The 24,918-nt window shown below is 62.1% G+C and carries 17 protein-coding genes; 11 read left to right on the forward strand and 6 right to left on the reverse strand.

What is annotated here, in order from left to right:
* Positions 1-10 precede the first annotated feature (10 nt).
* Together ACN19L_RS11585 and ACN19L_RS11590 are read right to left on the reverse strand one after the other, a co-directional pair.
* Complete coding sequence (locus ACN19L_RS11585; protein ID WP_426489669.1) at positions 11-4,792, reverse strand: DUF3320 domain-containing protein; 4,782 nt, start codon at positions 4,790-4,792, stop codon at positions 11-13.
* Between the two features lie 117 nt (positions 4,793-4,909).
* Complete coding sequence (locus ACN19L_RS11590) at positions 4,910-6,667, reverse strand: amino acid permease (protein ID WP_426489670.1); 1,758 nt, start codon at positions 6,665-6,667, stop codon at positions 4,910-4,912.
* Between the two features lie 111 nt (positions 6,668-6,778).
* Between ACN19L_RS11590 and ACN19L_RS11595 the strand changes: the two genes are divergently transcribed.
* From ACN19L_RS11595 to ACN19L_RS11630, 8 genes are all read left to right on the forward strand, one after another.
* Complete coding sequence (locus ACN19L_RS11595; protein ID WP_426489671.1) at positions 6,779-7,501, forward strand: carboxypeptidase-like regulatory domain-containing protein; 723 nt, start codon at positions 6,779-6,781, stop codon at positions 7,499-7,501.
* A 71-nt stretch (positions 7,502-7,572) separates the two neighbouring features.
* Positions 7,573-8,283 (forward strand): carboxypeptidase-like regulatory domain-containing protein, encoded by a 711-nt coding sequence (locus tag ACN19L_RS11600; protein WP_426489672.1) that lies wholly within the window; start codon positions 7,573-7,575, stop codon positions 8,281-8,283.
* Positions 8,284-8,437: 154 nt separating this feature from the next.
* The gene (locus tag ACN19L_RS11605; protein ID WP_426489673.1) at positions 8,438-8,752 is read left to right on the forward strand and encodes a hypothetical protein; all 315 of its coding nucleotides are present in this window, start codon (positions 8,438-8,440) and stop codon (positions 8,750-8,752) included.
* A gap of 277 nt (positions 8,753-9,029) precedes the next feature.
* A complete protein-coding gene (locus ACN19L_RS11610) occupies positions 9,030-11,492 on the forward strand; it encodes a TonB-dependent siderophore receptor (RefSeq protein ID WP_426489674.1) in 2,463 nt (820 codons plus the stop codon).
* 114 nt (positions 11,493-11,606) lie between these two features.
* Positions 11,607-12,314, forward strand: coding sequence for an ABC transporter ATP-binding protein (locus ACN19L_RS11615; protein WP_426489675.1), 708 nt, complete (start codon positions 11,607-11,609; stop codon positions 12,312-12,314).
* A gap of 3 nt (positions 12,315-12,317) precedes the next feature.
* Positions 12,318-13,736 (forward strand): ABC transporter permease, encoded by a 1,419-nt coding sequence (locus ACN19L_RS11620; RefSeq protein ID WP_426489676.1) that lies wholly within the window; start codon positions 12,318-12,320, stop codon positions 13,734-13,736.
* 4 nt (positions 13,737-13,740) lie between these two features.
* Positions 13,741-15,123 carry an ABC transporter permease gene (locus ACN19L_RS11625; RefSeq protein ID WP_426489677.1) on the forward strand — a complete coding sequence of 461 codons (1,383 nt, stop codon included), beginning with the start codon at positions 13,741-13,743 and terminating at the stop codon, positions 15,121-15,123.
* 59 nt (positions 15,124-15,182) lie between these two features.
* Positions 15,183-16,265, forward strand: a complete 1,083-nt coding sequence (locus ACN19L_RS11630) for a lipocalin-like domain-containing protein (RefSeq protein ID WP_426489678.1) — start codon at positions 15,183-15,185, stop codon at positions 16,263-16,265.
* 14 nt (positions 16,266-16,279) lie between these two features.
* Here the strand turns inward: ACN19L_RS11630 and ACN19L_RS11635 are convergent, their stop codons facing one another.
* A complete protein-coding gene (locus ACN19L_RS11635) occupies positions 16,280-17,467 on the reverse strand; it encodes an ATP-binding protein (RefSeq protein ID WP_426489679.1) in 1,188 nt (395 codons plus the stop codon).
* Positions 17,468-17,731: 264 nt separating this feature from the next.
* On the opposite strand from ACN19L_RS11635, the gene hemA reads away from it, so the two are divergent.
* Positions 17,732-19,003 carry a glutamyl-tRNA reductase gene (hemA, locus tag ACN19L_RS11640; protein WP_426489680.1) on the forward strand — a complete coding sequence of 424 codons (1,272 nt, stop codon included), beginning with the start codon at positions 17,732-17,734 and terminating at the stop codon, positions 19,001-19,003.
* Between the two features lie 167 nt (positions 19,004-19,170).
* Here the strand turns inward: hemA and ACN19L_RS11645 are convergent, their stop codons facing one another.
* Positions 19,171-19,479, reverse strand: coding sequence for an ArsR/SmtB family transcription factor (locus ACN19L_RS11645; protein ID WP_125420772.1), 309 nt, complete (start codon positions 19,477-19,479; stop codon positions 19,171-19,173).
* 345 nt (positions 19,480-19,824) lie between these two features.
* Between ACN19L_RS11645 and ACN19L_RS11650 the strand changes: the two genes are divergently transcribed.
* A complete protein-coding gene (locus ACN19L_RS11650; protein ID WP_426489681.1) occupies positions 19,825-21,054 on the forward strand; it encodes a Glu/Leu/Phe/Val dehydrogenase dimerization domain-containing protein in 1,230 nt (409 codons plus the stop codon).
* Positions 21,055-21,140: 86 nt separating this feature from the next.
* A complete protein-coding gene (locus tag ACN19L_RS11655; protein ID WP_426489682.1) occupies positions 21,141-22,250 on the forward strand; it encodes a mechanosensitive ion channel family protein in 1,110 nt (369 codons plus the stop codon).
* Between the two features lie 72 nt (positions 22,251-22,322).
* Here ACN19L_RS11655 and ACN19L_RS11660 read toward each other — a convergent pair whose 3' ends face one another.
* Both ACN19L_RS11660 and ACN19L_RS11665 read right to left on the reverse strand, forming a co-directional pair.
* Complete coding sequence (locus tag ACN19L_RS11660; RefSeq protein ID WP_426489683.1) at positions 22,323-23,855, reverse strand: DUF4139 domain-containing protein; 1,533 nt, start codon at positions 23,853-23,855, stop codon at positions 22,323-22,325.
* 143 nt (positions 23,856-23,998) lie between these two features.
* Positions 23,999-24,901 (reverse strand): TerB family tellurite resistance protein, encoded by a 903-nt coding sequence (locus tag ACN19L_RS11665; RefSeq protein ID WP_426489684.1) that lies wholly within the window; start codon positions 24,899-24,901, stop codon positions 23,999-24,001.
* Positions 24,902-24,918: the final 17 nt, after the last annotated feature.

Genomic DNA, 24,918 nt, shown 5'->3' on the forward strand with positions numbered 1-24,918 from the left:
CAGAGCTGTTTTAAGTAGCCGGTTGCAGGATGCCATCAATTTCCAGCAGCTCGCCCCGCTCCAGCAAGCCGGCCAGTACCGGCTCCAGTTGCTGGCGCATTTCAGCCGTTAATCTACTGAATCCCAGCAACCGGACGGTGGCAAGCAGTGCCTCCTCCCGGGGCAGCGCAAAGCTTTGCCCCACTACGGTGCGCAGGGCCAGAACCAATTCCTCGAGCGATACGAACGTGAGCTTGCGGGAAATGGCGGGCAGCTGGCTTCGGTTGCGCAGGGGAGGCTGCTGCATGGTATTTTCCCACAAGAACTCGCCCTGTTGCCGCAGGTGCCGCAAATTGGCCGCCAGCAACGCCGCCGCCCGAACGGCTTTGCGCATGCGGGCCCCTACCTGCGTGGCTCCGCCCGCCTGGGCCAGCCGACGCGTCGCCTCATCCAGGTGAATCGGGCTTTCAATACGAACCACCAGGGTAAGCCAGGTAGCCAGCTGCCCCAGGCTGTGCTGGTGCAGTTCCCGATGCCCCACGGCCTGCGGCAGCTGCGCCAGCTGGTACGGCTCAGCCAACGCCTGCCCAGAAACCGACGACACTTCTCGCTCAATCTCAACAGCTTGCAGTTTTTCCTCTATCGGAGGCGAAATAGCAGGCGCAGGTTGAGCAGTAGCCTTGCGGGCTTCTTCAATGGCCTGCACGGCCCGCTCGGTTTCGCGCGCCGGGTCCCGGAACCAGTCGGTGCTCCAGATGCGGTGTAGCCGCCAGCCCACGGCCTCCAGCACCTGCTGGCGCAGCCGGTCCCGGTCGCGGGCCGAGCGGGCCGCGTGGTACATGGCCCCGTCGCACGCAATACCCAGCACGTAGCGGCCCGGCTGGTCGGGGTCCACCACGGCCAGGTCGAGGTAGAAGCCTTGGCTGCCAACCTGGGTGCGCAGCTGGTAGCCCCGGGCCGTGAGGGCGCGGTACACGGCCTCCTCAAACGGCGACTCCACTGCGCGGCCGGTTTCCGTGTGCTGGCTAAGGCGGCCGTGCCGGGCGAAGTTCAGAAAGGTTTTAAGGGCCGCCACGCCCCGGGCCTGGGTCCGGCTCAGGTCCAGGTCGTCGGCGGTGAGGTTGGTAAAAACTTCGCAACGCTGCTTAGCCCTGGTGATGAGTACGTTGAGGCGCCGCTCCCCGCCCTCGCCGTTCAGCGGCCCAAAGTTCATGGCAAGAAAGCCTTCCCGGGTACGGCCGTAGCCGAGGCTGATCAGCATCACATCCCGCTCGTCGCCCTGCACGTTTTCCAGGTTTTTGATGAAGAACGGCTCGTGGGGGTGCCGGTTGAAAAACGCCTCGGTTTCGGGGTGCTGGCGGCGTAGTGCTTCCAGCGCATCCTGAATAGCCTGGCGCTGCACCGTGCTGAAGGCCACCACCCCCAGCGTGAGCTTAGGCGTAGTGTGGGCATGGTGCAGCACCGCCACCGCCACCGCCTGCGCCTCCAACGGGTTGGTGCGCGTGGTGCCCCGCTCGTAGTAGGTTGCGGGCAGATGATGATACACCAGACCCAGCTCGCCGCCACTGCCGGGGCTCGGGAAAACGACCAGCTTATCCTCGTAAAACAGGTGATTGGAGGGCTGGATTAAGGATTCGTGGCGGCTGCGGTAGTGCCAGCGCAGCATCCGCTCGGGCATTTGCCGGGCCTTGCATAACTCCAGAACGCTCTGGAGGTCAGCGGTTACGTTTCCTTCGTCCGAGTCCTCCTCACCGCTGGTCAGGGAGTCAAAAAAAGAGGACGGCGGCAGCTGGTTGGAATCACCCACCACCACCAGCTGCCGGCCCCGGACAATGGCCCCCAGCGCATCCACGGGCTTCACCTGGGAGGCTTCATCGAATATTACCAGATCGAACTCCACCGAGCCCGGCGGCAGGTAGCCCGCCACCGACAGCGGCGACATCATAAACACCGGCTTAATGGCCTGCACGGCCCGGCCCGCTTCCAGTAGCAGGCGGCGCAGGGGCTTGTGGCGCATTTTCTTGGCAAACTCGTTCCGGAGCACCAGCATCTGCCCCCCGGCCTGCGGGTGCGGTAGCCCTTCATGGTGGCGGAGCAGAGCCCGGATGCGGTGGAAATACTGGGTCGCCTGGTCGGCCTGACGGAAGTGGGCGGCGGTGGCCTCGTGGCGGGCCCGCTCGAACTGCCGCAGGGCCGGGTGTTGCTCGTAGGCCCGCCGCTGCAGGTATTCCAGCCAGGTCTGGCGCACGGCGGCGGCCAGCCACTGCGGAGCCTGGGGCCAGCTTTCGGCCAGCAGCAACAGTTCCGGCAACTGCTCCTGCTGCACGGTGGCGGCTACGTTGTTCCATTCCGTCACGAGGCGCAGGGCGGGCACATTGGCCGCCCAGGCCGCCAGGGTTTTCTGCTGCACGTCGAACGACTGAAACTGCAACCGCCCTTCCGGCCCAAACCGCCGGGCTTCATTCAGTTGCAGCCTGTCTGCTACGGTCTGCAAAGCGGCCCGATGCTGATTCAAAGCCGTTTCCAACGCAGCCAATGGAGCCGTTACGAATTGAGCGGAAGCCGCTTGCGCCAGGTACGGCAGCAATTCCGGCGGCAGCTCCCCCCGGCTGATGCGCTGGTGCGTGAGGGCCAGGTATTCCTGAACGGTGGTCAATCGGGCCCAGTCGGAACGGAGCCCGTGCCACGCGGGCCCGAATAGCCCACTTGCCCAGGAATCGGCTTCGGTTAGCTGCTGGTGGTGGCGCGCCGCATCGTGCACGGCATCCATAACGGGCAGGATTTCCCTGCTATCCTTGGGCAGCGGGCCGCGCCACACCGTTTGCAGGCGCTGGCGGGCCCGGCGGTAGTTTCCACTCAAAAACCGCCACCACTTGCCGCCATACAGTAGCACGGCGGCCCGCTCCTGGTGCAGCTCCTGGCCCCAGGCCTCGGGCAAAAGCACGGCATCGTACCGCTCGCGCACTGCCTTATAGCCAGCGCCGGCCTGCAGCAGCTCCGTCAGGCGGCTGCGTTGCTGGTGCCACGCCGCGTCGTGTACGGCCACTCCGGATAGCGGCGGGGCCAGTTGGGCCTGTCGGGCGGCGGGCAGCAGCTTTTCGGCCGCGGCACGGTCGGGAGGTGGGGGCAGCCGGAGTAGCTGGGCCAGGCTGGCGGCCTGCGTTTGCAGGGCGTGCACGGCGTTTTGCGCGGTGGACAAACAGGTGGCAATGGCCGCCTGGTCGGCGGGGAGCAGCACCGTTAGCTCACTACCCCAGAACTGGAGCTGCTTGGGTGGACCAGTCTTTTGCAGCGTGGCCTGCAGGCTACGGGCCAGGTTTTCGGCTCGGGCAGCCTCGGCATCCGTCCAGCTGCCCAGGTTGGCAAAGGCAACGCGCGGCAGCTCCACCGCGCCGCGCTCCTCGTTCAGCCGAAGCAGTTCGCCCGCTACCTGCTGGGCCGTGCGGCGGCTCTGGCCAATGGGCGCATTCACAGCCAGGGCGTAGTCGTTGAGGGCCTGGCGGTGGCGGGGCAGCTGGGCTACCTGGTCTGCCAGCGCCTCCCCGCCCGCCGGCTTACCCAGGGCCAGCGTATTTTTCAATTCCTCCAGCACCGCCTTCTTGTTGGTTTTGTGGCTGTGCAGCTCCAGGCAGGCGGCCCCCAGCCCTAAGGCATCGAGCCGGCGCTTCACCACTTCCAGCGCAGCCATTTTCTCGGCTACGAACAGCACCCGCTTACCCGCGCCAATGGCTTCGGCCAGCAGGTTGGCAATGGTTTGCGACTTGCCGGTGCCGGGCGGCCCCTGAACTATAAGGTTGCGGCCTTCCTGCACCGCCAGCAGGGCCAGCAGCTGGGAGGAGTCGGCATCAAGTACCTGGTTCAGTTCGTAGGCCGGGCTTTCCGTGTCCAGAAATGCGCCTTCGTCCACGCTGGGCGGGGCGTCGGTAAAGCCGGTTTCCTGGTCGAGCAGGGCGCGGATGGCCGGGTGCGCCAGCAGGGCGGACGTCCCACCCTCGGCAGTAGGCCAGGTAGTCGGGTCCAGGTCCCGGTAGAGCATCAGCTTGCTGAACGAGAAGAAACTCAGCGTAATGGCATCGGCTGCCACGCTCCAGCGGCTGCGGCCGGCCAATGCCTCCCGCACGGCGGCCACGTACTCCGGCAACGACTGATTATCGAGGTCGGGCAGCGGTAAGCTGATACCGAAATCAGCTTTCAGCCGAGCCTGGAGGCTGAGGTTGCCTTCCACCTCGGCCCCGGAGTAGGTGAGCTTGAACCGCTCAGCCACGGTGCCGCGCTCCAGCACCACCGGCAACAGCACCAGCGGGGCGCGGCGCGGCTCCGGGCTGTTTTCGGCCTCGTACCAGGTTAGTTGGCCCAGCGCCAGGTACAGGATGTTCACGCCGGTTTCCTCCAGACTGGTGCGGGCCGTGTAGTAGGTGTTCAGCAGGCGGGTTTCCAGCTTTGCGGGCAGCTCAGCGGTTTGCAGCCTGTTATCGGCGGGGTCGGCGGCCAGCGCGGCGGCCGTGCTCAGCTGCCCGGGCGTGGCCGCAGTGGGCATCGGCAGGCCCAAGGCGGCGGCGCGGCGCGCGGCGCGCTCCGGGTCGCCTTTCCAGCCCGCGGGTACGGGCCGGGCCGCTTCCGGCAGGGGCGCAAACACCATGGGCCGGCCCTTCTGCACCAGCCGCTCCCACACCGCCGCCGCCTGCTCGCCTACCACCTCCACGCCCCGCACTTTCGAGGGCCGGAAGTTCAGCAGCGGGTTGCGCAGCCCCAGATCCAGCAGTTCCTGGCGGGAGGCAGCAAGGCGGGCAGCAAGCACGGAATCGACGGGCATACAGGCGTTAAAAATACGGTGAGCGGCTCAGGTCAGCTGTCGGCGGTTTACGCAACAAACCCGCCACCTCTGCAGGCCGGCGGGTTTGGTTGGGCTTCCTTAAAAAGAGCTAATCTTTTACTGACCAACTGCTTTCCGCAGTCCCAGCTTGCTGTGCTTGGCCCCGTAGTTGAAGTACACCACCAGCCCCAGCAGCAGCCAGGCGAAGAACAGCACCCAGTTGTACACGCCCAGCTGAGTCATCAGGTAGAGGTTGGTGAGCAGGCCCAGCACCGGCAGCAAGCTCAGCTTTTTGCGGAACGAGAGCCAGGCCAGCGCCAGGCAGAACCCAAAGAACACCAGCATCGGAATGTAGTGGCGGCCTTCCTCGTAGCCGCTGCCCAGGGCCGTGGTAAACTCCTGAATACCGGCCTGGTTGTACACGAACAGCAGCCCCGCGCCCACCAGCAGCACCAGCGGCACCAGAAACTGCCCGTTGATGTAGGGCACCTTGAAGCGGGCATCACTCTTGCCGTAAGGGTCGATGATGAGGATGCCGCCGCACACCAGGGCAAAGGCAAACAGCGTCCCGATAGAGGTCAGATCAATTACCAGATCCATGTTCAGCAGCATGGCCGGCACGCCCACGAAGAAGCCCGTGACAATAGTGCTGAACGAGGGCGTGTGGAACTTGGGGTGCACCTTGGAAAACACCGGGGGCAAGAGCCCGTCCCGGCTCATCGTCATCCAGATGCGGGGCTGCCCGATCTGGAACACCAGCAGCACCGAGGCCATGGCCAGCACCGCTGATACGGCCACCACGCCGCCCAGCCACTTCACGCCTACTTTGTTGAACACGTAGGCCAGCGGGTCGCCCACGGCCAGCTCCTTATAGTTTACCATGCCGGTGAGCACCAGCGTGATAATCACGTACAGAATCGTGCAGATGATAAGGGCGTAAATCATGGCCCTGGGCAGGTCGCGCTGGGGGTTTTTGCACTCCTCGGCCGTCGTCGAAATGGCATCAAACCCGATGTAGGCAAAGAACACCGCCGACACGCCTTTCAGCACGCCGCCAATGCCATTGGGGGCGAAGGGGCTCCAGTTTTCGGGCTGCACGTAGAACGCACCCACCAGAATCACCACGGCTACTACCACCAGCTTCAGGGCCACCAGCAGGTTGCTGGCATTCTTGCTCTCCTTAATGCCCACATACACCAACGCCGTAATAGCCAGCGTGATAAGCCCGGCCGGCAGGTCCAGCACCAGCCGCAGGCCACCGCCCAGCTCGGGGGCGGCACTCCAAGCGTTGTAGCCTTCCAGCTGGGCCGCTGAGGCCTCACTCAGGGGTTTGCCAGCCTGCATCAGGGCCAGTACCTCGTTGTAGTATTTGTGGGCGCTCTGCATGCCCATGGTCAGCCACACCGGCAGGTTAATGCCGACCCCGCTCAGCAGCCCGGTAAAGTAATCCGACCAGCTGATGGCCACCACAATGTTGCCCACGGCGTACTCCATAATCAGCGCCCAGCCGATAATCCAGGCGGCCAGTTCCCCGAAGGAGGCGTAGGCGTAGGTGTAGGCCGAGCCCGATACGGGAATGGTGGCGGCAAACTGCGCGTAGCACAGGGCCGAGAAGGCACAGGCAATGGCCGTAAACACGAACAGCAAGGACACGGCCGGGCCGCCATCATGCGAGGCGTTGCCGATGGTACTGAAAATACCAGCCCCGATAACGGCGGCAATGCCCAGGGCTGTCAGGTCGCGGACGGTGAGGTGACGCTCCAGGCCGCCGTGGCTGTGGCCATCGGCATCGGCGGGCGGGTTGTGCAGAATGTCGTCGAGGCTCTTGCGGCGGAACAAACCGGTGGAGCGGGAAGGGGGAATCTGAGTAGACAAGGCGTTGGAGAGGGGTTGTAAGAGGGGCAAAAGATACAGAATAATGCCGGCGGCTGCACATTCTCCTCACGGCTACCCTATCTTCCGGCAACTACCGTTATCCGCTCCACTGTGTCTTCCCGCATTTCTATTCCCGAGCCCTGTCCCGCTTCCTGGGCCGATATGACGCCCGCACCCGGTGGCCGCCACTGCGCCGCCTGTAACAAAATAGTAGTGGATTTCACCGTTATGACTGAGGTCGAAGTAGTAGCCGCGCTGCGGCAGCCGGGCCGGGTGTGCGGCCGGTTCCGGTCTGAACAGCTAACCACCCATGATACGCCGGCCGGCGGCTGGGCCCGGTGGCTGGCCGCCGCCGCCGTGACGCTTTCAGCTTGCGAAACCAATCCACCCGCTACAATTCCCCCCGATTCGGATTCGGTGCCTACTTCGCAGAGTGTCGCTACGCTACGTGTGCAGGGCCGCGTGGTGGATGCCACCTCTGGCAGGCCGCTGTCCGGTACGCTTATTATCAGTGAGGAGGATACGTCCTGGCACACTCGCACTCGTGCCGATGGCACCTTCGCGTTACAACTGCCCCAGAGGTTGCGCGGCACCCGCCTGGTAGCGGCCCAGCCCATGCCCAGCGACCTACGACCCACCGACCCCGAGCCCGGTTTCTACATTCCGCGTTACTTCAAGGCGGAGGATGGCTCGCCGGTTGTCGTTCGGCTGCGCAACCCGGGCCCGATGATTGGTCAGCCGACCCTAGAGCCTCAGGAAAACTATTCGCCGGCCGTTATGCCGCGCATCCTGCATCTAGCCCCGCCCCCACCGCCGCCCACCCTGTCCAACTAACGTTTTTTCACCAGCGCGTGTGGAATCCGGCGCGGCGCGGCATCAGACTGCCTGAACCGAAGCCCACTATTATGTCCCGCGCCCTCACCCTTGCCGTTCCCCAGCCCTGCCACGAAAACTGGCAGGCCATGACACCCGCCGCCCAGGGCCGCCACTGCGCCGCCTGTAATAAAGTGGTAGTTGATTTCACGCGCATGACCGACGCCGAGGTAGTGGCCTACCTCACCCAGGCCAGCGGCCGAAGCTGCGGCCGGTTTCGGGCGGAGCAGTTGCAACGGCCTCTCCGAGTGGCTACCGAAGCGCCGGTTTCGCGGCGGTGGCTGGCCGCCGCACTGGCAGTGCTGGGGCTGGGCGCGGCCGGGCCGGTGGCGGCGCAAACCCGTTCTGCCGCCCCGCAGGAGCAGCGGCTGTTGCTAGGAAAGCCGGTAGCACCAAAGCCTGCCTCACCTGAACGAGTTATCCGGGGACGGGTGACGGATGCAGGTAGTGGCGAGGGGTTACCGGGCGTTACGGTGCTGCTGAAAGGTAGCCATGTGAGGATAGATACTCAAGCTGATGGCTCATTCGAATTGACATTGCCTGAGTTGGCTGGTCAGGAATCAATGCTCATATTTTCCGCAGTTGGTTTTAACACGAAAGAACACCTAATCAGAAGCTTACAGTCTTCAGAGAATTTTGTCAAGCTGCAATTAAATCCTGATGTTAAAGGTTGGGCGGTTGTAACCCCAATAGAAGCCCCCCGCGGCCTGTGGCAGCGGCTGACGCGGCCGTTTCGACGGTAACAGCGTGATGGGAGAGTAGCCTAAGCACTTGCTGAAAGTGCGCTTTTTTACATGTAACCACGTTGCATTTACCAATTCCGCCTCTACCTTTGCCGCTCATCAACTGAGGCGGTGAAACGTGCTGAATAAGCGTAAATTGGTTTCCTGGTGGCTGTTGCTGCTGTTACTGCGGGTGCTCACCCCCGAGGCAGCCCTGTTGCGTACGCACTTTCACCAGCACACCGACGACACCGCTACCGCGCGGTACGCTGCTCAGGCGGGAGCAAAAGCCGTAGTTTCGGCCGAGCACCAGCACTGCCAGACCGAGCACCTGTTTGACGCGCCGTTTCAGCCGGCTGGGCCGGTGCTGCTGCCCGCGCCCCTGGAGCTGCGGGCGTATGCCGTGTACCGGCCGCAGGCTCCGGTGTGCCGGGCCTCCCACCTCCTGGATGGCGCTTCCCTGCGCGGTCCGCCCGCCAGCCGGGCTTAACCGGCTCCAATCTACTTTCCGGCTTACTCGTGCTCTGCCCCTGGCTTATCGCCTGCGGAGCCGGCGCAGCTTATCGTTCCGGGTAGCTGGTACCCACCATGCCAGGCGTAGCCGCTTACGACCTGTCACTCTGCTAATTGCGCAGAGTGAATTACCGGCCATTGCGCCGTTACGAGCCCGCGCTTAGCCGCCTGCTGGGGCGCATCTCCTCTCATTTTCCTGACTTCAACCCACCCGGCGGCTTTGTGGCCCCGGGCCTGGGTACGCGCATTTTTTCATGCAACGAATTCTATTCTGTCTGCTGCTGCTCTGGCCTTTGCTGGGAGCGGCACAATCTTTCACGGGCCACCTTGACGGGCACGTAACCGGGCCGAACGGGCACGGGCTGGAAGGCATTTCGGTGGTGGAAACCACCGGCCGCTTCTCCGCCTTGACCGGAGCCGACGGCCACTTTGCCCTCACGCTGCCATTAGGCGAATACACGCTCATCACCCGCAGCCTGAGCTACCAGGAGCAGCGCCGCACGGTGGTGCTGACCACTGAAACACCCGCGCTGACGGTGGATTTCACCCTGCACCCTACTACCACGGCCCTGCAGGAAGTGGAGGTGCTGGGCCGCAACGAGAAAACCTACAAGAGCGACTACAGCTTTGTGGGCACGCGTACGGCCACTGAGCTCCTTGACGTGCCGCAGTCGATTTCGACGGTGACCAAGGAGCTGATGGAGGACCGCCAGGCGCTGCGCCTCACCGAAACGGTGAAAAACGTGGCCGGTGTAGCGCAGTACTCGCACTACGATGACTTCACGATTCGGGGGTTTCGCAACGGCTACGAGAGCGGCTTCCGGCTGCTGAATGGGTTGCGCTCGGGCTTCAGCTACGGTAACGCATTCACCCAGGCTCCGCTCACGGTGAACCTGGAGCGGGTGGAGGTGCTAAAAGGGCCCGGCGCGGCCCTGTTCGGCGACATCAACCCCGGCGGCACCATCAACATGGTAACCAAAAAGCCCCTGCAAACCGACCGCAAGGCCCTCACGTTTTCCACGGGCAGCTTCAACACCACCCGCGCCACCGCCGACTTTACCGGTCCGCTCACGGAGCAGAAAAACGTGCTCTACCGCTTTAATGCCGGCTACGAGAAGAGCAACACGTTCCGCGACGTGAACGATACCCGCTCCCTGATGCTGGCCCCCACCGTCACGTTTCTGGTATCGGATAAAACTACGCTCAACGCGGAACTGGTGTACACGGCCATCGACGGCTTCCTGGACCGGGGCCTGCCCATCAAGAGCAACAACCTGTACGGGGTGCCCCGCTCCTTCACGCTGAGCCAGCCGAGCGACTATTTCCGCACGAAAAACTATTACCTCAACGCCTCGCTCAACCACCGCTTCACCGAATGGCTCTCGTTCAACGCGTCCTACCTGGATTTCACCTTCAACGAAAACCTGAGCGAGCACCGCACCCTCAACTCCTACGACAACTCCGACCCCACCAAGCCCACCAACTCGGTGATGAACCTGCGCTACTTTGACCGCCGCGTGGAAGAGTACACCAAGAACCTGTCGGCCTACTTTGTGCTGAACCGCAGCACCGGTCCGGTGGCCCACAAAGTGGTAGCGGGGGCCGACTACATCCGCTTCCACACCGATAAGGAAAGCGCCATGTTTGAGGCGCGGCAGCGGGTGGTAACCAGCGTGAGCAACGGCGTAGTCAGCCAGCGGGTGGTGCCATTGCAGTTCGACCTGAACAACCCGACCTACGAAATTCGCGACCCGAGCACCTACGTGCGCCGACCCACCCCGGCGTTTTTCCTTGACTACCTCAACGCCGTGTACCACACCACCGGCCTGTACGTGCAGGACCAGCTGGAGCTGACGCCCCGCCTGGGCCTGCTGCTGGGGGCGCGCTACGAGCTGTTTGCCGATGAGCGGGACTACGGCGACGGCTCGACGAACATTCCGCAGACCAGGTTTCTGCCCCGGGCGGGCCTCACCTACTCCCTGCGCCGCAACCTGAACTACTTTGCCAGCTACAGTGCAGGCTTCCGACCGCTGCGGCCCGAGCTGATCCGCTTTCCGCAGCGCTACGGCCGCTCGGAGCCTTTCAGCCCCGAGACCAGCTACCAGCTGGAAACCGGCCTGAAAGGCGAGTTTTTCCGGAAGGCGCTGTTTGCCACCGTGGCCGTTTACCAGATTGAGCGCCGCAACCAGCTGGTGAATACCGGCTCGCTCACGGCCGAGGGGGCCGCCATTTACCGCCAGAACCAGGCCCGCTCGCGCGGGGTGGAGGTGGAGCTGACGGGCAACATCCTGCCCAATTTCAGCCTGAATTCCAGCTACGCCTTCAACCACACCGCGGTAACCAAAGCCGACCTCGCGGCCGAACTGGGCCAGCCCCTGGCCAACGCGCCCCGCAACTCCGGCGGCCTGTGGGCCAAATACACCTTCCTCTCACCGACGCTGCGCGGCCTGGGCGTGGCCGTGGGCGGCAACTTCGTAACGCGCCGCCGCTTCGAAAACCAGGTGAAGCCCCTGGACGGCGGCCCCGACGAGTGGGCCTACTGGCCCGGCTACGCCGTGGCCGATGTGGCTCTGTTCTACACCGTCAACCGCTTCAACTTCCACGTGAACCTGAACAACGTGCTGAACACCTACTACTTCGTGGGCGGCTACGACTACTTCCGGGCCAGCCCCGGTACCCCCCGCAACTTCATGGCCACGCTGGGCTACACGTTTTGAGTAAGGTGGGCGGGTAAGCGGGTATGGGGGTAGGAGGGTGAAAAGAAGCCGCCTTCCCTTCCTACCCCCATACCCGCTTACCCGCCCACCCTCTTACCCTCCTACCCTAACTACATGACCTACCTTCTCGAAGCCCGGGAGCTACGCAAGCAGTACGCCGATAAGCTGGCCCTGCGCGGGCTGAATCTGCAGATTGCGCCGGGCGAAATTTTCTGTTTGCTGGGCCAGAACGGGGCCGGCAAGAGCACCACCATCAACCTGTTTCTGGGCTTAGTGGCGCCTACCTCGGGCGCAGCCTTCGTGAACGGGCTGGAAGTGGCCGCCAATCCGCTCGAAATCAAGAAGCACCTGGCCTACATTCCGGAAAACGTACTGCTCTACCCGCACTTGTCGGGGCTGGAAAACCTGGCGCTGTTCAGCAGCTTGGCGGGCTTCAAATACCCGGAAGGCGAGCTGCTGGCTTACCTCACCGACGCCGGGTTGCCGGCGGAGGCCGTGCGGCGACGGGTGGGCACCTACTCCAAGGGCATGCGCCAGAAAGTGGGTATTGCCATTGCGGTGGCCAAGCACGCCACGGTGCTGCTGCTCGATGAGCCCACCTCCGGCCTCGACCCCAAGGCCAGCAACGAGTTTTCGGAGCTGCTGCGGCGGCTCAGCGGGCAGGGCACGGCCGTGCTTATGGCCACCCACGACATCTTCCGGGCCAAGGAAGTGGGCACCCGCGTGGGCATCATGCGCGAGGGCGAGCTGGTGGACGTGCGCCCCACTGCCGCCCTCAACGCCCAGGAACTGGAGCAGCTCTACCTCACCTACATGCACTAGCCGATGATCCGGAGCATTGCCCGAAAAGAATTTATCAGCACCCTGCGCGACCGGCGTTTTGCGGTGCTCAGCGGCCTGGTACTACTACTGTTGCTGGCCGCCACGCTGGTGGGCCGGGCCTCGTTCCGCACCCTGCAGCAGGAGCGGCAACTGGCCCAGCAAACCGTCAACGACAAGTTTCGGAACCAGCCGGCCCGGCACCCGCACCGCGTGGCCCACTACGGCTCGTTTGCGTTCCGGCCGAAATCGGGGCTGAGCTTGCTGGACGGCGGCGTGGACTCGTTTACGGGCAGCGCCGTGTACCTGGAAGCCCACCAGCAGAACAGCATCAACTTCAGCCAGGCCCAGCAGGCCGGCTCCCTTATCCGGTTCGGGGAGATGACCGTAGCCTTCGTGCTGCAGCTGCTGGTCCCGCTGCTCATCATTTTCCTGTGCTTCGGGGCCTTCTCGGAGGAGCGCGCCACGGGTACGCTCAAGCTGCTGCTCAGCCAGGGCCTCACGCTGCGGCAGGTAGCCTGGGGCAAGATTCGAGGGTATAGCCAGGCCGTGGCGCTGGTGGTAGCACCGGCCCTGGCCCTAGCGGCGGCGTTGCTGTTTACGGGTGAGGAGTTTGCCGGCGGCCTTGATCTGGCAGTCCGGCTGGTACTGTTCGTAGTGAGCTACGCGGTGTACTTTTTCCTGTTTGTAGTGGGCGCGGTGGTGGTATCGGCCTGGCAGGCCAGCTCCCGCGCGGCCCTGGTTACGCTGCTGGGCCTCTGGATTCTGGGCTGCATCATCTTGCCCAAAGCCACGGCCAACCTGGGCACCACACTCTACCCCACCATCACCAAAGCCCAGCTAGACGCCGAGGTGCACGACGAGGCCCAGCACGGCATCAACGGCCACGACCCGCACGACCAGCGCGCCGCAGCTCTGAAAGCCGACCTGTTGAAAAAGTACGGGGTTGACTCCGAAGAAAAGCTGCCGGTGAGTCTGGCCGGGGTGCAGATGGCGGCCGGGGAGGAGTATTCGGCCAAAGTGTATCAGCGGCATTTTGCCGCGCTGAATGCCACCTACGAGCAGCAGAACCGCCTGTCGGAGTGGGCCGGCTTGCTGAATCCCTACCAGGCCATCCGGCCGCTGTCAATGGGACTGGCCGGCTCTGATTTTGCCCACTACGTGCACTTCCAGCAGGCCGCCGAGGCCTACCGCTACGGGCTGGTGCAACGCCTGAACGGCCTGCAGGCCAGCATGGGCTACGGCGACAAAGAGCGGCGCCTGGATGCCAGCACCTGGCGGAAGCTGCCGGTATTTTCTTATCAGGCCCCGCCGCTGGGCTGGGCGCTGCCGCGCCTGTTACTGCCGGTGGCGGCGCTGCTGCTGTGGGCCGTGGGGTTGTGCTGGCTGGGGCTGCGGCTGATTTCTAACACGTCTGTTTCCTGAGCTGATGCGCGTATTCTCGATACTGTTTGCCGCCGAGTGGCGTCACTTCCGGGCCGCTAAAGGGCTGGTATTGCTCTGTGGGTTGCTGCTGGCCACCGGCCTCTACGGCATCTACTACGGCACCACCGAAATTGCCCGGCAGCGCCAGCAGCTGGCCGCGCTGCCCGAGCTGACCCGCCGCAACGTGGCGGAAATGAAGGAGAAGTTTCCCGGCCCGGCCGACGCCGGCGACATCGGCTATTTTCACTCCACCTTCGCCGTCCACCACCCCGATGCGTGGGCGGCCCTCTCCCTGGGCTTGCGCGACGTGAACCCCAGCTACGTGAAGCTGCGCCTGCTGGGCCTGCAAAACCAGCTCTACGCCACCGATAATACCAACCCCCTGAAGCTGCTCAGCGGCAACTTCGACCTAGCCTTTGTGCTGGTGTATTTGCTGCCGCTGCTCATCATTGCCCTGAGCTTCAACTTGCTGTCCAGTGAGCGGGAAGAAGGCATTTTGCCCCTGCTACTGGCCCAGCCCATCCGGCCGGCCACGGTTATCGGGGCCAAGCTCGCCTTTCGGATGGCCCTGGTGTTCGGGCTGGTGGGGCTGCTGTCGGGGGTGGGGATGGTGTGGGCCGGGGTACCGCCGGATGGCCGCGTGCTGAGCTGGCTGGCGCTGAGCACCCTGTATTGTTTGTTTTGGTTTGGGGTGGTGCTGGTGGTCACGGCTTTGCAGCGCACTTCGGCGGTGAATGCCGTGGCCTTGCTGGGCGTGTGGCTTTTGGTGGTGGTGCTGGTGCCCAGCCTGCTGAGCCTGGGCGTAGCCGCGGCCCGTCCGTTGCCCCAGGGCATCGAGCTGACCATCAGGCAGCGCGAGGAAATCCACGGGGGCTGGGACCGGCCTAAAATGGAAACCATGAGCCGCTTTTTCGCCCTCTACCCGCAGTTCCGCGACACGGCCACCATCCGGGAGCGGTTTGTGTGGCGCTGGTACTACGCCTTCCAGCACCTCGGCGACCTGGCCGTGGCCCCGCAGGCGGCCGCCTACGCCACCGGTTTGCAGGCGCGCCACAACCTGGCCGAAAGCTTTAACCTGTTGTCCCCGGCCATCAACGCCCAAACCAGCTTCAACGCCCTGGCCGGCTCCGACCTGCCCACTCACCTCGCGTTCCAGCGCAGCGTCACCCGCTACCACGATGCGCTGCGGGCCTTCTACTACCCGTTCCTGTTCCGCAAAGTCGCCTTCACCCACGATGATTTTGCCCGGGAGCCCCAGCATTCCTTTACCAGCCAACCCGAACTGGCCACCGCCCAACGCGGCTTGCTGAAGCTGCTGCTGAGCGTGGTAGCGGTATTCGGGCTGGGTCTGGCGCTGCTGGGGGTGCGCCCGGTGCTGCCGCGCTAGGGCCGAAAGGTTTGACAAGGAATAAACCTTTCGGCCTTAAAACGGCTTATTCCGGCAGTATGAAGAACTACCTGCTGGCTATCTTTTTGCTGTTTGCGGCGGCGGGCTGCGCGCTGAAGCCGACCAACAAGTACGACGTGTTCACGGAGCGGGCCCAGCTGCCGCAGGAGGAAGCCGTGCACAAGCAGAATTCCCTGGAGTGGTGGTACTTCACCGGCCACCTGCGCGACGTGAAAACTGGTGAGCAGTTCGGGGTGGAGTACGTGTTTTTCCATTTCAACCTGAACGGCAAGCGGGATTGGCAGATGGTCAACTTCGCCCTCACCGATCCGCAAGCCCGGCAGTTCCACTACGACTATAAGGTGGAGCGCCTGCCGCAATTGCTGGAACCCCAGCTACCCATCAGCCTGCAGACCAAGAAGAATGATCAAACCTGGACCCTGGACGGGCAGGAAGGTCGCTACCACTTACAGGGCCGCATGGCCGCCCACCAGGGCCACGCCCTCGACCTGCGTACCACCCCCGCCAAGCCGGTGCTGCTGCACAGCAGCACCGGCTACGAAAACTACGGCGACGTGGCCAAAGCCGGCTATTACAGCTACCCCCGCCTCACAGCTTCCGGCACGCTGGAAGTGAACGGCCAGGTGCACGAGGTGGAAGGTGAGTTATGGTACGACCGGCAATGGAACTGCAACAGCGTCACCAACAAAGGCATCGGCTGGGACTGGTTTTCCTTGCAGCTGAACGAACCCGAACCCGGCGCCGCAGCGCCCACCCGCCACGATATCATGACGTATCTACTGTTCGACCGAAACTCCGACCGGAGCGTGAGCGGCGGCACCTACAGCGCCCCCACCCAGAACGTAGACCTCAAAGCCCAGGATTTCCAGCTCGAAGTTCTCGACTATTGGACCAGCCCGCATTCTAAACTGCGCTACCCCAGCAAGTGGCGCCTGCGCATCCCCAGCCAGGAGTACGACCTCACCATCACTCCGCTGGTAGCCGACCAGGAGCTCACGCTCAAACTATTTGCCGGCATCAAGATGCACTACTGGGAAGGCATGTGCCGGGTAGAAGGCACCCACCACGGCCGCCCCGTGCAGGGCAACAGCTACGTAGAGCTGACTAACCGCGGCAAGTAGCGCGAAACGGCGCGCTACCCGTTCAGAATCACCCGGAAGGTGGTACCGCGGCCTACTTCGCTCCATTTCACGAACAGTTTACCCTTGTGGTAATTCTCGATGATGCGCTTGGCCAGGGCCAGCCCCAGGCCCCAGCCCCGCTTTTTGGTGGTGAAGCCCGGCTGAAACACCCGCTCCATTTTGCTCTTGGAAATGCCCTTGCCGGTATCCGTTATATCAATGGCAATCTGGGACTTGTTGCGGATGGGGCGGCGCAGGTGAATGGTAATGCTGCCCTTGCCATCCATGGCGTCCACCGCGTTTTTGCAGATGTTTTCAATCACCCAGTCGAACAGCGGAATGTTCACCTGGGCGGGCGTATCGGTGGGCAGGTCGGTTTTCACCTCGAAGGTTACTTTCCGGGAAACCCGGCTTTGCAGGTAGGCAATGGCATTCTGGGTTACCCGCAGGATATTTTCGTCCTTGAGCACCGGCACCGAACCAATGTTGCTGAACCGCTCGGTAATGATTTCCAGCCGCCGGATGTCCTTGCCCAGCTCCTCCACAATGGGCTCGTCCCGGAACCGCTCCGACTCCCGCAGGTAGGCCTGCCAGCCCACCAGGCTGCTGAGCGGCGTACCTAGCTGGTGGGCCGTTTCCTTGGCCAGGCCCACCCACACGCGGTTCTGCTCGGCCCGGCGCGAGTAGCTGAAAGCGAAGTAAGCAATAACCCCCAGGCACCCGATAATGGCCAGCTGCACCAACGGGTACAGCCGCAGCTGCGTAAGCAAATCCGACTCCTTATAATAGATGTAGTTGCGCAGCCCGGCCCCGATTTCGATAATGATGGGCGGGTGCTGCTCCTTCATCAGCTCAATTTCCTGGCGCAACAACTTGTTGGAAGCCTGCTCCGATGCGCCTTTGGGCACGTTCACGTTGCGGGCATCCACAATATTGCCCTCCCCATCCGTCACAATTACCGGAATAGTAGTGTTGGCCCCGATAATCTCATCCATCAGAAACGACAGATTGGAGGTTTCCTCGGTGTTGATGATGTAGCGCTGGGTTTTGGCGTACAGGTCAATCTGCTCCTGTTCCCGCTCCGAGAGGCGCTGTACCAGCACGTTGGTGTAGATAACGGTGGCCGCCCCAATCAGCAGGGCCACGGCCACAATAACGAGCTTGATGCGGGACTTTTGGTCGTAGATGGGAATGGGCAGCACGGGCACAAAAATTCGGAAGTCAGCAGGGCCGGATACGGCCGCCGCCCCGGCGAAGATACGTTTCCGGCCTCCGCCAGGACCGGGCCAGCAACGCCGGCCGAATGATTTTCGTCAGTTTCAGCCGGAATAATCGTGTATTAGCCGGTTTAAACCCGGTTTCTGTCCCAATTTCGGCTACCTCCGAACCCCAAGCACGTTCCAACTGTTTTTACCTAGCAATTTGTAACGTATTTTTGCCCCCTGATTTCCGCACTAGCAACTGCTATGCTTCAACCTTTCAAGGCTCTAAGTCTGTCTTTCAAAAAAGCTCCCCTTGAAATTCGGGAGCTGATTGCGTTGGATGAGGCTGCCTGCCGGCGTTTCCTGCACACCCTGCACCACGAGCTTGGCCTGACCGACCTGCTGGTGCTCAGCACCTGTAATCGTACCGAAGTATATTATTCGGCGGAGCGGGACCAGAGCCCGGCCATTATCGAAGCCCTCGGTCAGCTGAAAAACCTGCCTGAGGTAACGGAGTACTTTCCCTACTTTGATGTCCTGAACGAACAGCAGGAGGCCGTGCGCCACCTGTTTGAAGTGGCCATGGGCCTTGACGCCCAGGTTGTTGGCGACCTGCAAATCAGCAATCAGGTAAAGCAGGCCTACCAGTGGTCGGCGGATGAGGACGCCGCCGGTCCCTTCCTGCACCGGCTGCTGCATACGGTGTTCTTCACCAACAAGCGCGTGCAGCAGGAAACCTCCTTCCGCGACGGGGCCGCCTCCACTTCCTACGCCGCCCTGGAGCTGGTAGAGGAGCTGACGGCCGACGTGGCTAACCCCCGCGTGCTGGTAGTGGGCTTGGGTGAAATCGGGGCCGATGTTTGCCGCCACCTCGGCGACAGCAAGGTGTTCACTGATGTCACCATCTGCAACCGCACCCGCTCCAAAGCCGACGAGTTGGCCCAGGAATGCGGCCTGCAGGTGCTGAATTTCGAGAATCTGGTGCAGGGTATGAAGGAGGCCGACGTGATTATCAGCAGCATTTCCCGCCAGGACCCGTTCTTCACCCGCGACATGGTGGAGCGCCTGGAGGTGCTGAGCTATAAGTTCTTCGTTGACCTTTCCGTGCCCCGCAGCATTGCTACCGATGTGGAGCAGGTGCCCGGCGTGCTGGTGTATAACATTGATGCCATCCAGAGCAAGGCTTCGGCCGCCTTGGAGCGCCGCCTAGCCGCCGTACCGCAGGTGCGGGCCATTATTGAGGAAAGCATCCTCGGTTTGCAGGACTGGAGCAAGGAAATGCTGGTGTCGCCCACTATTCAGAAGCTGAAGAATGCCCTGGAGCAGATTCGGTTGGAGGAAATGGACCGCTACCAGAAGAAAATGACCCCCGAGGAAACCAAGCGCATGGACGACATCACCCGCTCCCTGATGCAGAAAATCCTCAAGCAGCCCGTGCTACAGCTGAAAGCCGCCTGCAAGCGTGGCGAGGCCGACCAGCTCATCGACGTACTCACCGATCTGTTCGACCTGGAGCGCCAGCCCAACGTGGCCTAATCCACTGTCATTGCGAGCAGAGCGAAGCAATCCTTCCTTTCTCGAGTGCCGAACCTAGAGTAAACTGAAAGCCCCTGACGTTTGTGCTAACGTCAGGGGCTTTTGGATAAATCGGGGCTTAGCTCTTCGCGAAGAAAAGATTGCTTCGCTTCGCTCGCAATGACCACTTAAATCGTGTCGCAGCAGTCCTCCAAGGAGTCGATGACGTCGAGCAGCTTGGGAATGGAGAGGGAGTAGTAGATTTTGGTGCCCACTTTGAATGACGACAGGATACCCCGGTCTTTCAAGGTGATAAGATGTTGGGAAGCAATGGCCTGAGGCAAATCCAAGGAACGGTAAATTTCCGTGACGGTCATTTTCTCCTCCTTGCCCAGCAGGTCCACGATGGCCAACCGTTTGGGGTGGGCCAGCACTTTCAGCATAGCGGCGGCCTTATCTACTTTTTTGGATTCTACTCGGGAAAGCAAAGGTTTCATATATCGTTACAACGGTGGTGGTACCAGTGAGTGGATATGCAGGAATATGCGTAATACGATATTTCAACCCCGCAAAGTTCCTCCCAGTGTACCAGGGGCAAAAAAAAATTATAAAAGCGGCAAAATTGGATCCGTACGCCCTTTTTACGCCTATGCACCCAGAACAGACAATTTCTGCCGGGTAAGGCTGCGTCGCTCCCGGTTCCAGGTCCAGTTTGAGTTGATTTATACCGGATTTGCTCTGGCCGTATTTAGTAGCTGTTCGCGCTGGGCCAGGTTGGTTGCCGCCGGGGCTGCTTACCTTTGCGCCCCTGAGTTCCACCCCACCCCATCTACTACTTCCTCATGAAAGACCTGCTAGCCAAGTTTGAGAATAAGCGCCCCGAAATCGTGTTTGAATGGAAAGACGCCGAAACCGAAGCGGAGGGCTGGGTGGTCATTAACTCCCTGCGCGGTGGGGCGGCCGGCGGCGGCACCCGCATGCGCAAGGGCCTGGATAAGCGCGAGGTAGAAAGCCTGGCCAAAACCATGGAAGTGAAGTTTACCGTGTCGGGCCCGGCTATTGGCGGGGCCAAATCGGGCATCAACTTCGACCCCCAGGACCCGCGCAAGCGCGGCGTGCTGGAGCGCTGGTACAAGGCTGTTATTCCGCTGCTGAAAAACTACTACGGTACCGGCGGCGACCTGAACGTGGACGAAATTCACGACGTGATTCCGATTACGGAGGACTACGGCCTGTGGCACCCGCAGGAGGGCATCGTAAACGGACACTACCGCGCCACTGAGCCCCAGAAGATTCAGAAGCTCGGCCAGCTGCGCCAGGGCGTGGTGAAGGTGCTGGAAGATGCCACCTTTACCCCCGACCTCAGCCGCAAATACACCGTGGCCGACCTGATTACCGGCTACGGCGTGGCCGAGGCCGTGCGCCATTACTACCAGCTGTGGGGCGGCCGGGCAGTGCAGGGCAAGCGCGCCATCATTCAGGGCTGGGGCAACGTGGGCGCGGCAGCTGCCTACTACCTGGCCAGCCAGGGTGCGCGTATCACCGGCATCATTGACCGGGCCGGCGGCCTGCTCAAAGAAGATGGCTTCACGCTGGAAGAAATCCGGGAGCTCTTTCTGCGCCGCGAAGGCAACGCCCTCACGGCCGACAATTTGCTGTCGTTCGACGAGGTGAATCAGCGCATCTGGTCATCGGGGGCGGAGATTTTTATTCCGGCGGCGGCTTCGCGGCTGGTGACGCGCCAGCAGGTAGAGCAGCTGGTGGCCGGCGGCTTGGAGGTGATTAGCTGCGGGGCCAACGTGCCGTTTCAGGATCCGGAAATCTTCTTCGGCCCTACCGGCGAGTTTGCCGATGCGCACACCAGCGTCATCCCCGATTTTATTGCCAACTGCGGCATGGCCCGGGTGTTTGCCTACCTGATGGAATCCAACGCTGAAATCACCGACCAGGCTATTTTCCAGGATACGTCCCGCATCATCCGGGCGGCGCTGGAGCGCACCCGCCACCAGGGCGACTCCCGCACTGGCATTGCCCAGAAATCATTTGAAATGGCTTTGCGCCAGTTGGTATAGCTAGAATATGGTGAATGTGCCCGTTCGGGTAAAAACTTTTCATTTTTCGCATTCACCACATTCAACCACGTTTCTCACATTCTTTCATGAGCATCCAGGAAATCCTTAACTACCGCTTTCTGGGCAACAATGTGGCGGCGTACCTGTGGTGCGCGGGTATTCTGCTGTTCGGGTACGCGTTCAAAACGCTGCTTTCCCGGCTCCTGTCGAAGCTCGTGTTTCGGTTTATCCGCAAGCGCACGGAGGGCGTATCGGAGCAGCAGTTTCAAGCGCTGCTGATTCAGCCACTGTCCATTGTTATCTTTTTGGTGACGGCCTACTTTGCGTTTCAGGTACTGGACTATCCGGTGCGCAGCTCCGAGCTGGAGCACAACGAGCCCTGGGCCAAGCGCTTGTTGTTCCGGCTGTTTCAGATGGCCGTTATCTGGGGTATTGGCTGGGTATGGCTACGCATCATCGATTTCCTGGTCCTGGTATTTCAACGCCGCTCCGAGAGCAGTTCTTCCCGCCTCAGCAACCAGCTTATTCCCTTTGCTAAGGATTTGCTGAAAGTGCTGGTGCTCACCATTACGTTCCTGGTCATGCTGAGCAAGGTATTCGGCGTGAACGTAACGGCCCTCATTGGCGGCTTGGGCATTGGTGGCCTGGCCGTGGCCTTCGCCGCCAAGGAAAGCCTGGAAAACCTGATTGCCTCGTTCACTATTTTCCTCGACCGGCCCTTCGCCGTGGGTGACCTAGTGGATGTGGGTGGGGTAACCGGCACAGTGGAAAAAGTGGGTTTCCGGAGTACCCGCCTGCGCACCGCCGAGAAAAGCTACGTGACGGTGCCCAACAAGAGCATGATCGACAAGCCGCTGGACAACCTGTCCTTGCGCACGGCCCGGCGCGTGAACTTCACCCTGGCCCTGAGCCACGCGACCACCAGCCAGCAACTTCACCGCATCGTGCAGGACGGCAAGCTGGCCATTGAGGACAACCCCCTGGTGACCAAAGAGGTGCAGATTCAGTTCTCGGCCCTGACCCCGGCGGCGAAGGAAGTCACGGTGCAGTACTTCGTGGAAACTACTAACTACGACGAGTACCTGCAGGTGAAAGAGGAACTGAACTACCGCCTTATTGAAGCTGTGGAGCAGGCCGGCGGCACCTTTGCCAGTACCGGCACCACCATCGTGCAGGTGAACGGGTTGCCGGCCTAGCCACGCCTATGGCTTCATACCCAAAAGAGGCGCTGAACCCACGGGTTCAGCGCCTCTTTTGGGTATACCTGCTTATCGGAACTTCGGGTTAGCCACCCGGCGGGGGCGCTGAAAATCAACGGTTTTATCCTTAGGATATTCTACCGTGAAGGTAAAGCGCAGGCGCTGGCTGGCCCCCGGTGCCAGGCTCACCAGCCAGGTAAGCCGGCCATTGGTCTCATCCAGCTGCGCGCCGCCGGCCTCATCCAGCTTCACGCGCAGGTCGCCTTCCTGCGACACCGGAATCTGATCAAGCACCCGTACCCGCACGGGCTGGGCGTGGCGGTTGCGCAGGTTAATCTCGTACGTTACGCGGCTAATCTGCTGGCCCCCCAGCCCCGCCTTCCCGTTGAAATCCAGCGTTTTGGTCCGGCTCACCAGAATCTGGTCGTCGTGGCCAAGGCTGATTTCCAGGGAATCGTTGAAGGCGCGCGGGTCTATTTCGGTGGTGCCCACGTAGGAGCCCCGGTAAAATACGCTGGCTAGCATCTCCTGCGTAGGCAGGTTCACCTTGTCCCAGCCGGTTACTTTGGCTTGCAGGTACACTTTATCGGAGAGCTTGGGAATGGCCAGGTACTCGGGCCGGGCCGGCAGCACTTGTTCCGGTAGCTGAATCTGGTACGTTTCCCGGGCGGCAATGCTTACCGGCTGCGGCACCACGTACGCACTGCTGGGCTCCACCGGGGCCGCGGCGCTGCCGGTGGCCTTGCCCTTCACCACAAACTTATCTACCCGGCCTTCGCCCCCCAGGCTGCGCTTGAAGTTCATCGACCACGTGGTAAGCTCCGGGCGGGTTACGTCGTTTTCCACCTCCTCGTTTTTGATGGCCAGCTGCACGTTGGTCCAGGGCAGGCCCGAGCCGTTGTACACCTCCGCCCGGGTACGCAGCCGTAGCTCCCGCCCCGATTCCGGCACTCTGATTTCCGGCATAGCCTCCCAGTTGCTGCGGCTTTCAGTGTAGCGCAGGGTGAGCTGCACCGTAGCCGGGCGGGCCAGGCTCAGCGTAACGCGCACTTGGGGCCGCGCCCCCGCGCCGGTGCGCAGCCGCTCCTGCTGGCGGCTAAGCTGCTCGCGCTGAGCCGTGAGGGTTTCCGTCTGGGTCTGAATATCCGGCAGGCGCGTCCGCAGCAGCGTGGCCCCTCTCTGGATTTCCGCGCTCCAGCCGGTCTGCATACCGGCGGGCAAGGTGCGGTTGGCCAGCAGGAAGGCTTTTTCCTCCTCCAGACCTTTCAGCTCGGCTTCCAGCCGCCGCACCCTGGTTGCCAGTAGCGTGACACTGTCACGCACCACGGTGCTTTGCGCGGTGCGCTCGTAGCTACGCTCCACGGCTATGAGCTCCGCGTTGTCCGAAGCTTCTACCTGAATACTCTCCGTTGACATATCGGCCACGTCCTCCACCACTACCACCGTACGGCCCGCCGGCAGGGCTACGGTGCCCTGGTGCTGTAATTCTGCCTGGTTCAGAGCCAGCGTAACGGAACGCAGGGGCAACCGGATTTTGGTAGGTTGCTGAGCCTGTACACTACCGGTCCCAATCAGGCATAGCAGTAATAGAAGTGACTTCATAGATAGTAAGAATAAAAAGCGGCGCAGAGCTGTCCCAATAAAAAACCCTTCAAGATGCACAACTCCGGCGGTACGGCCACAAAAAAAGCCGACTACCCGTAGGGGTAGTCAGCTTTTTCAGAAAAGACAGAATACGGGAAACCTTACCGGCCACCCAACAGGCCGCCCAGCAAACCGCCCATGCCGCCGTTCATCAGGCCACCCAGCCCGCCGCCGCCGTTGCTGCGGGGCTGCGAGTTGGGCTGTCCGCCCAAGCCGCCCAGAATAGACATTAATGAGCCTAAACCGCCGCTGCCCACGTGCGAGCCTTGCTGCGGGTAGTTGCCGTACGCATCGGTTGGTCGGGACTGGCCGCCGCCGAGTACACTGCTGAGCAAACCGCCGCCCAGCAGGCCGCCAAGTAAGCCTCCCATGCCGCTCTGAGCGGCACCACCGAGCAGGCCGCCCATGGTACCCCCACCCATCATACCACCACCTATGCCGGAGCTTTGGCCACGGCCGCCCATTACTTTCGAAATAACCATGGGGGCTACTACGCCGAGTAGTCCGGCCATTAGGGCACCTTTCGGAATGCCCACGCTATCCAGCTTATCGGTGATACCACTGAAGAAGCCCTGCTTGGCGGGGTCGTTGGCATCGTGCGGCACCTGGGCAGCTTGGTCTACTACCTGGTTAAGAGCCTGGGTTTGCTGGGGCGTGATGTTGAGATAAGCGGCTATTTTGTTTACCATCGCCTCCTCATCGTTGGCGTACGAGCCGTCGGCGCGGGCAAAGCTGATCAGGTCGGTAACCAGCGAAAAACGCAGGTCGCTGCCGCGCAACGCGTCCAGGTTGCTTTTGATTGATTCGTTGGTGGCATCTTTGGCCGAGGCCAGCACCTGCTGGGTTGCCCCGCCGCTCAGACCGGCCTGGTGGGCCAGCTGCTGCAAAAATTCAATTTCAGCCGCCGATGCTTCCCGGTCGGCGGAAGCCAAACTGGCTATTACGCTCAGATAAGCGGCTTTTTCCTGGTCAGAGTAATTCTGGAGTAGTTGCGTATCGTTCATGGCGAGAGGAGTTGGAG

This window comes from Hymenobacter sp. 102 (assembly GCF_049949205.1).
Lineage (GTDB): Bacteria > Bacteroidota > Bacteroidia > Cytophagales > Hymenobacteraceae > Hymenobacter.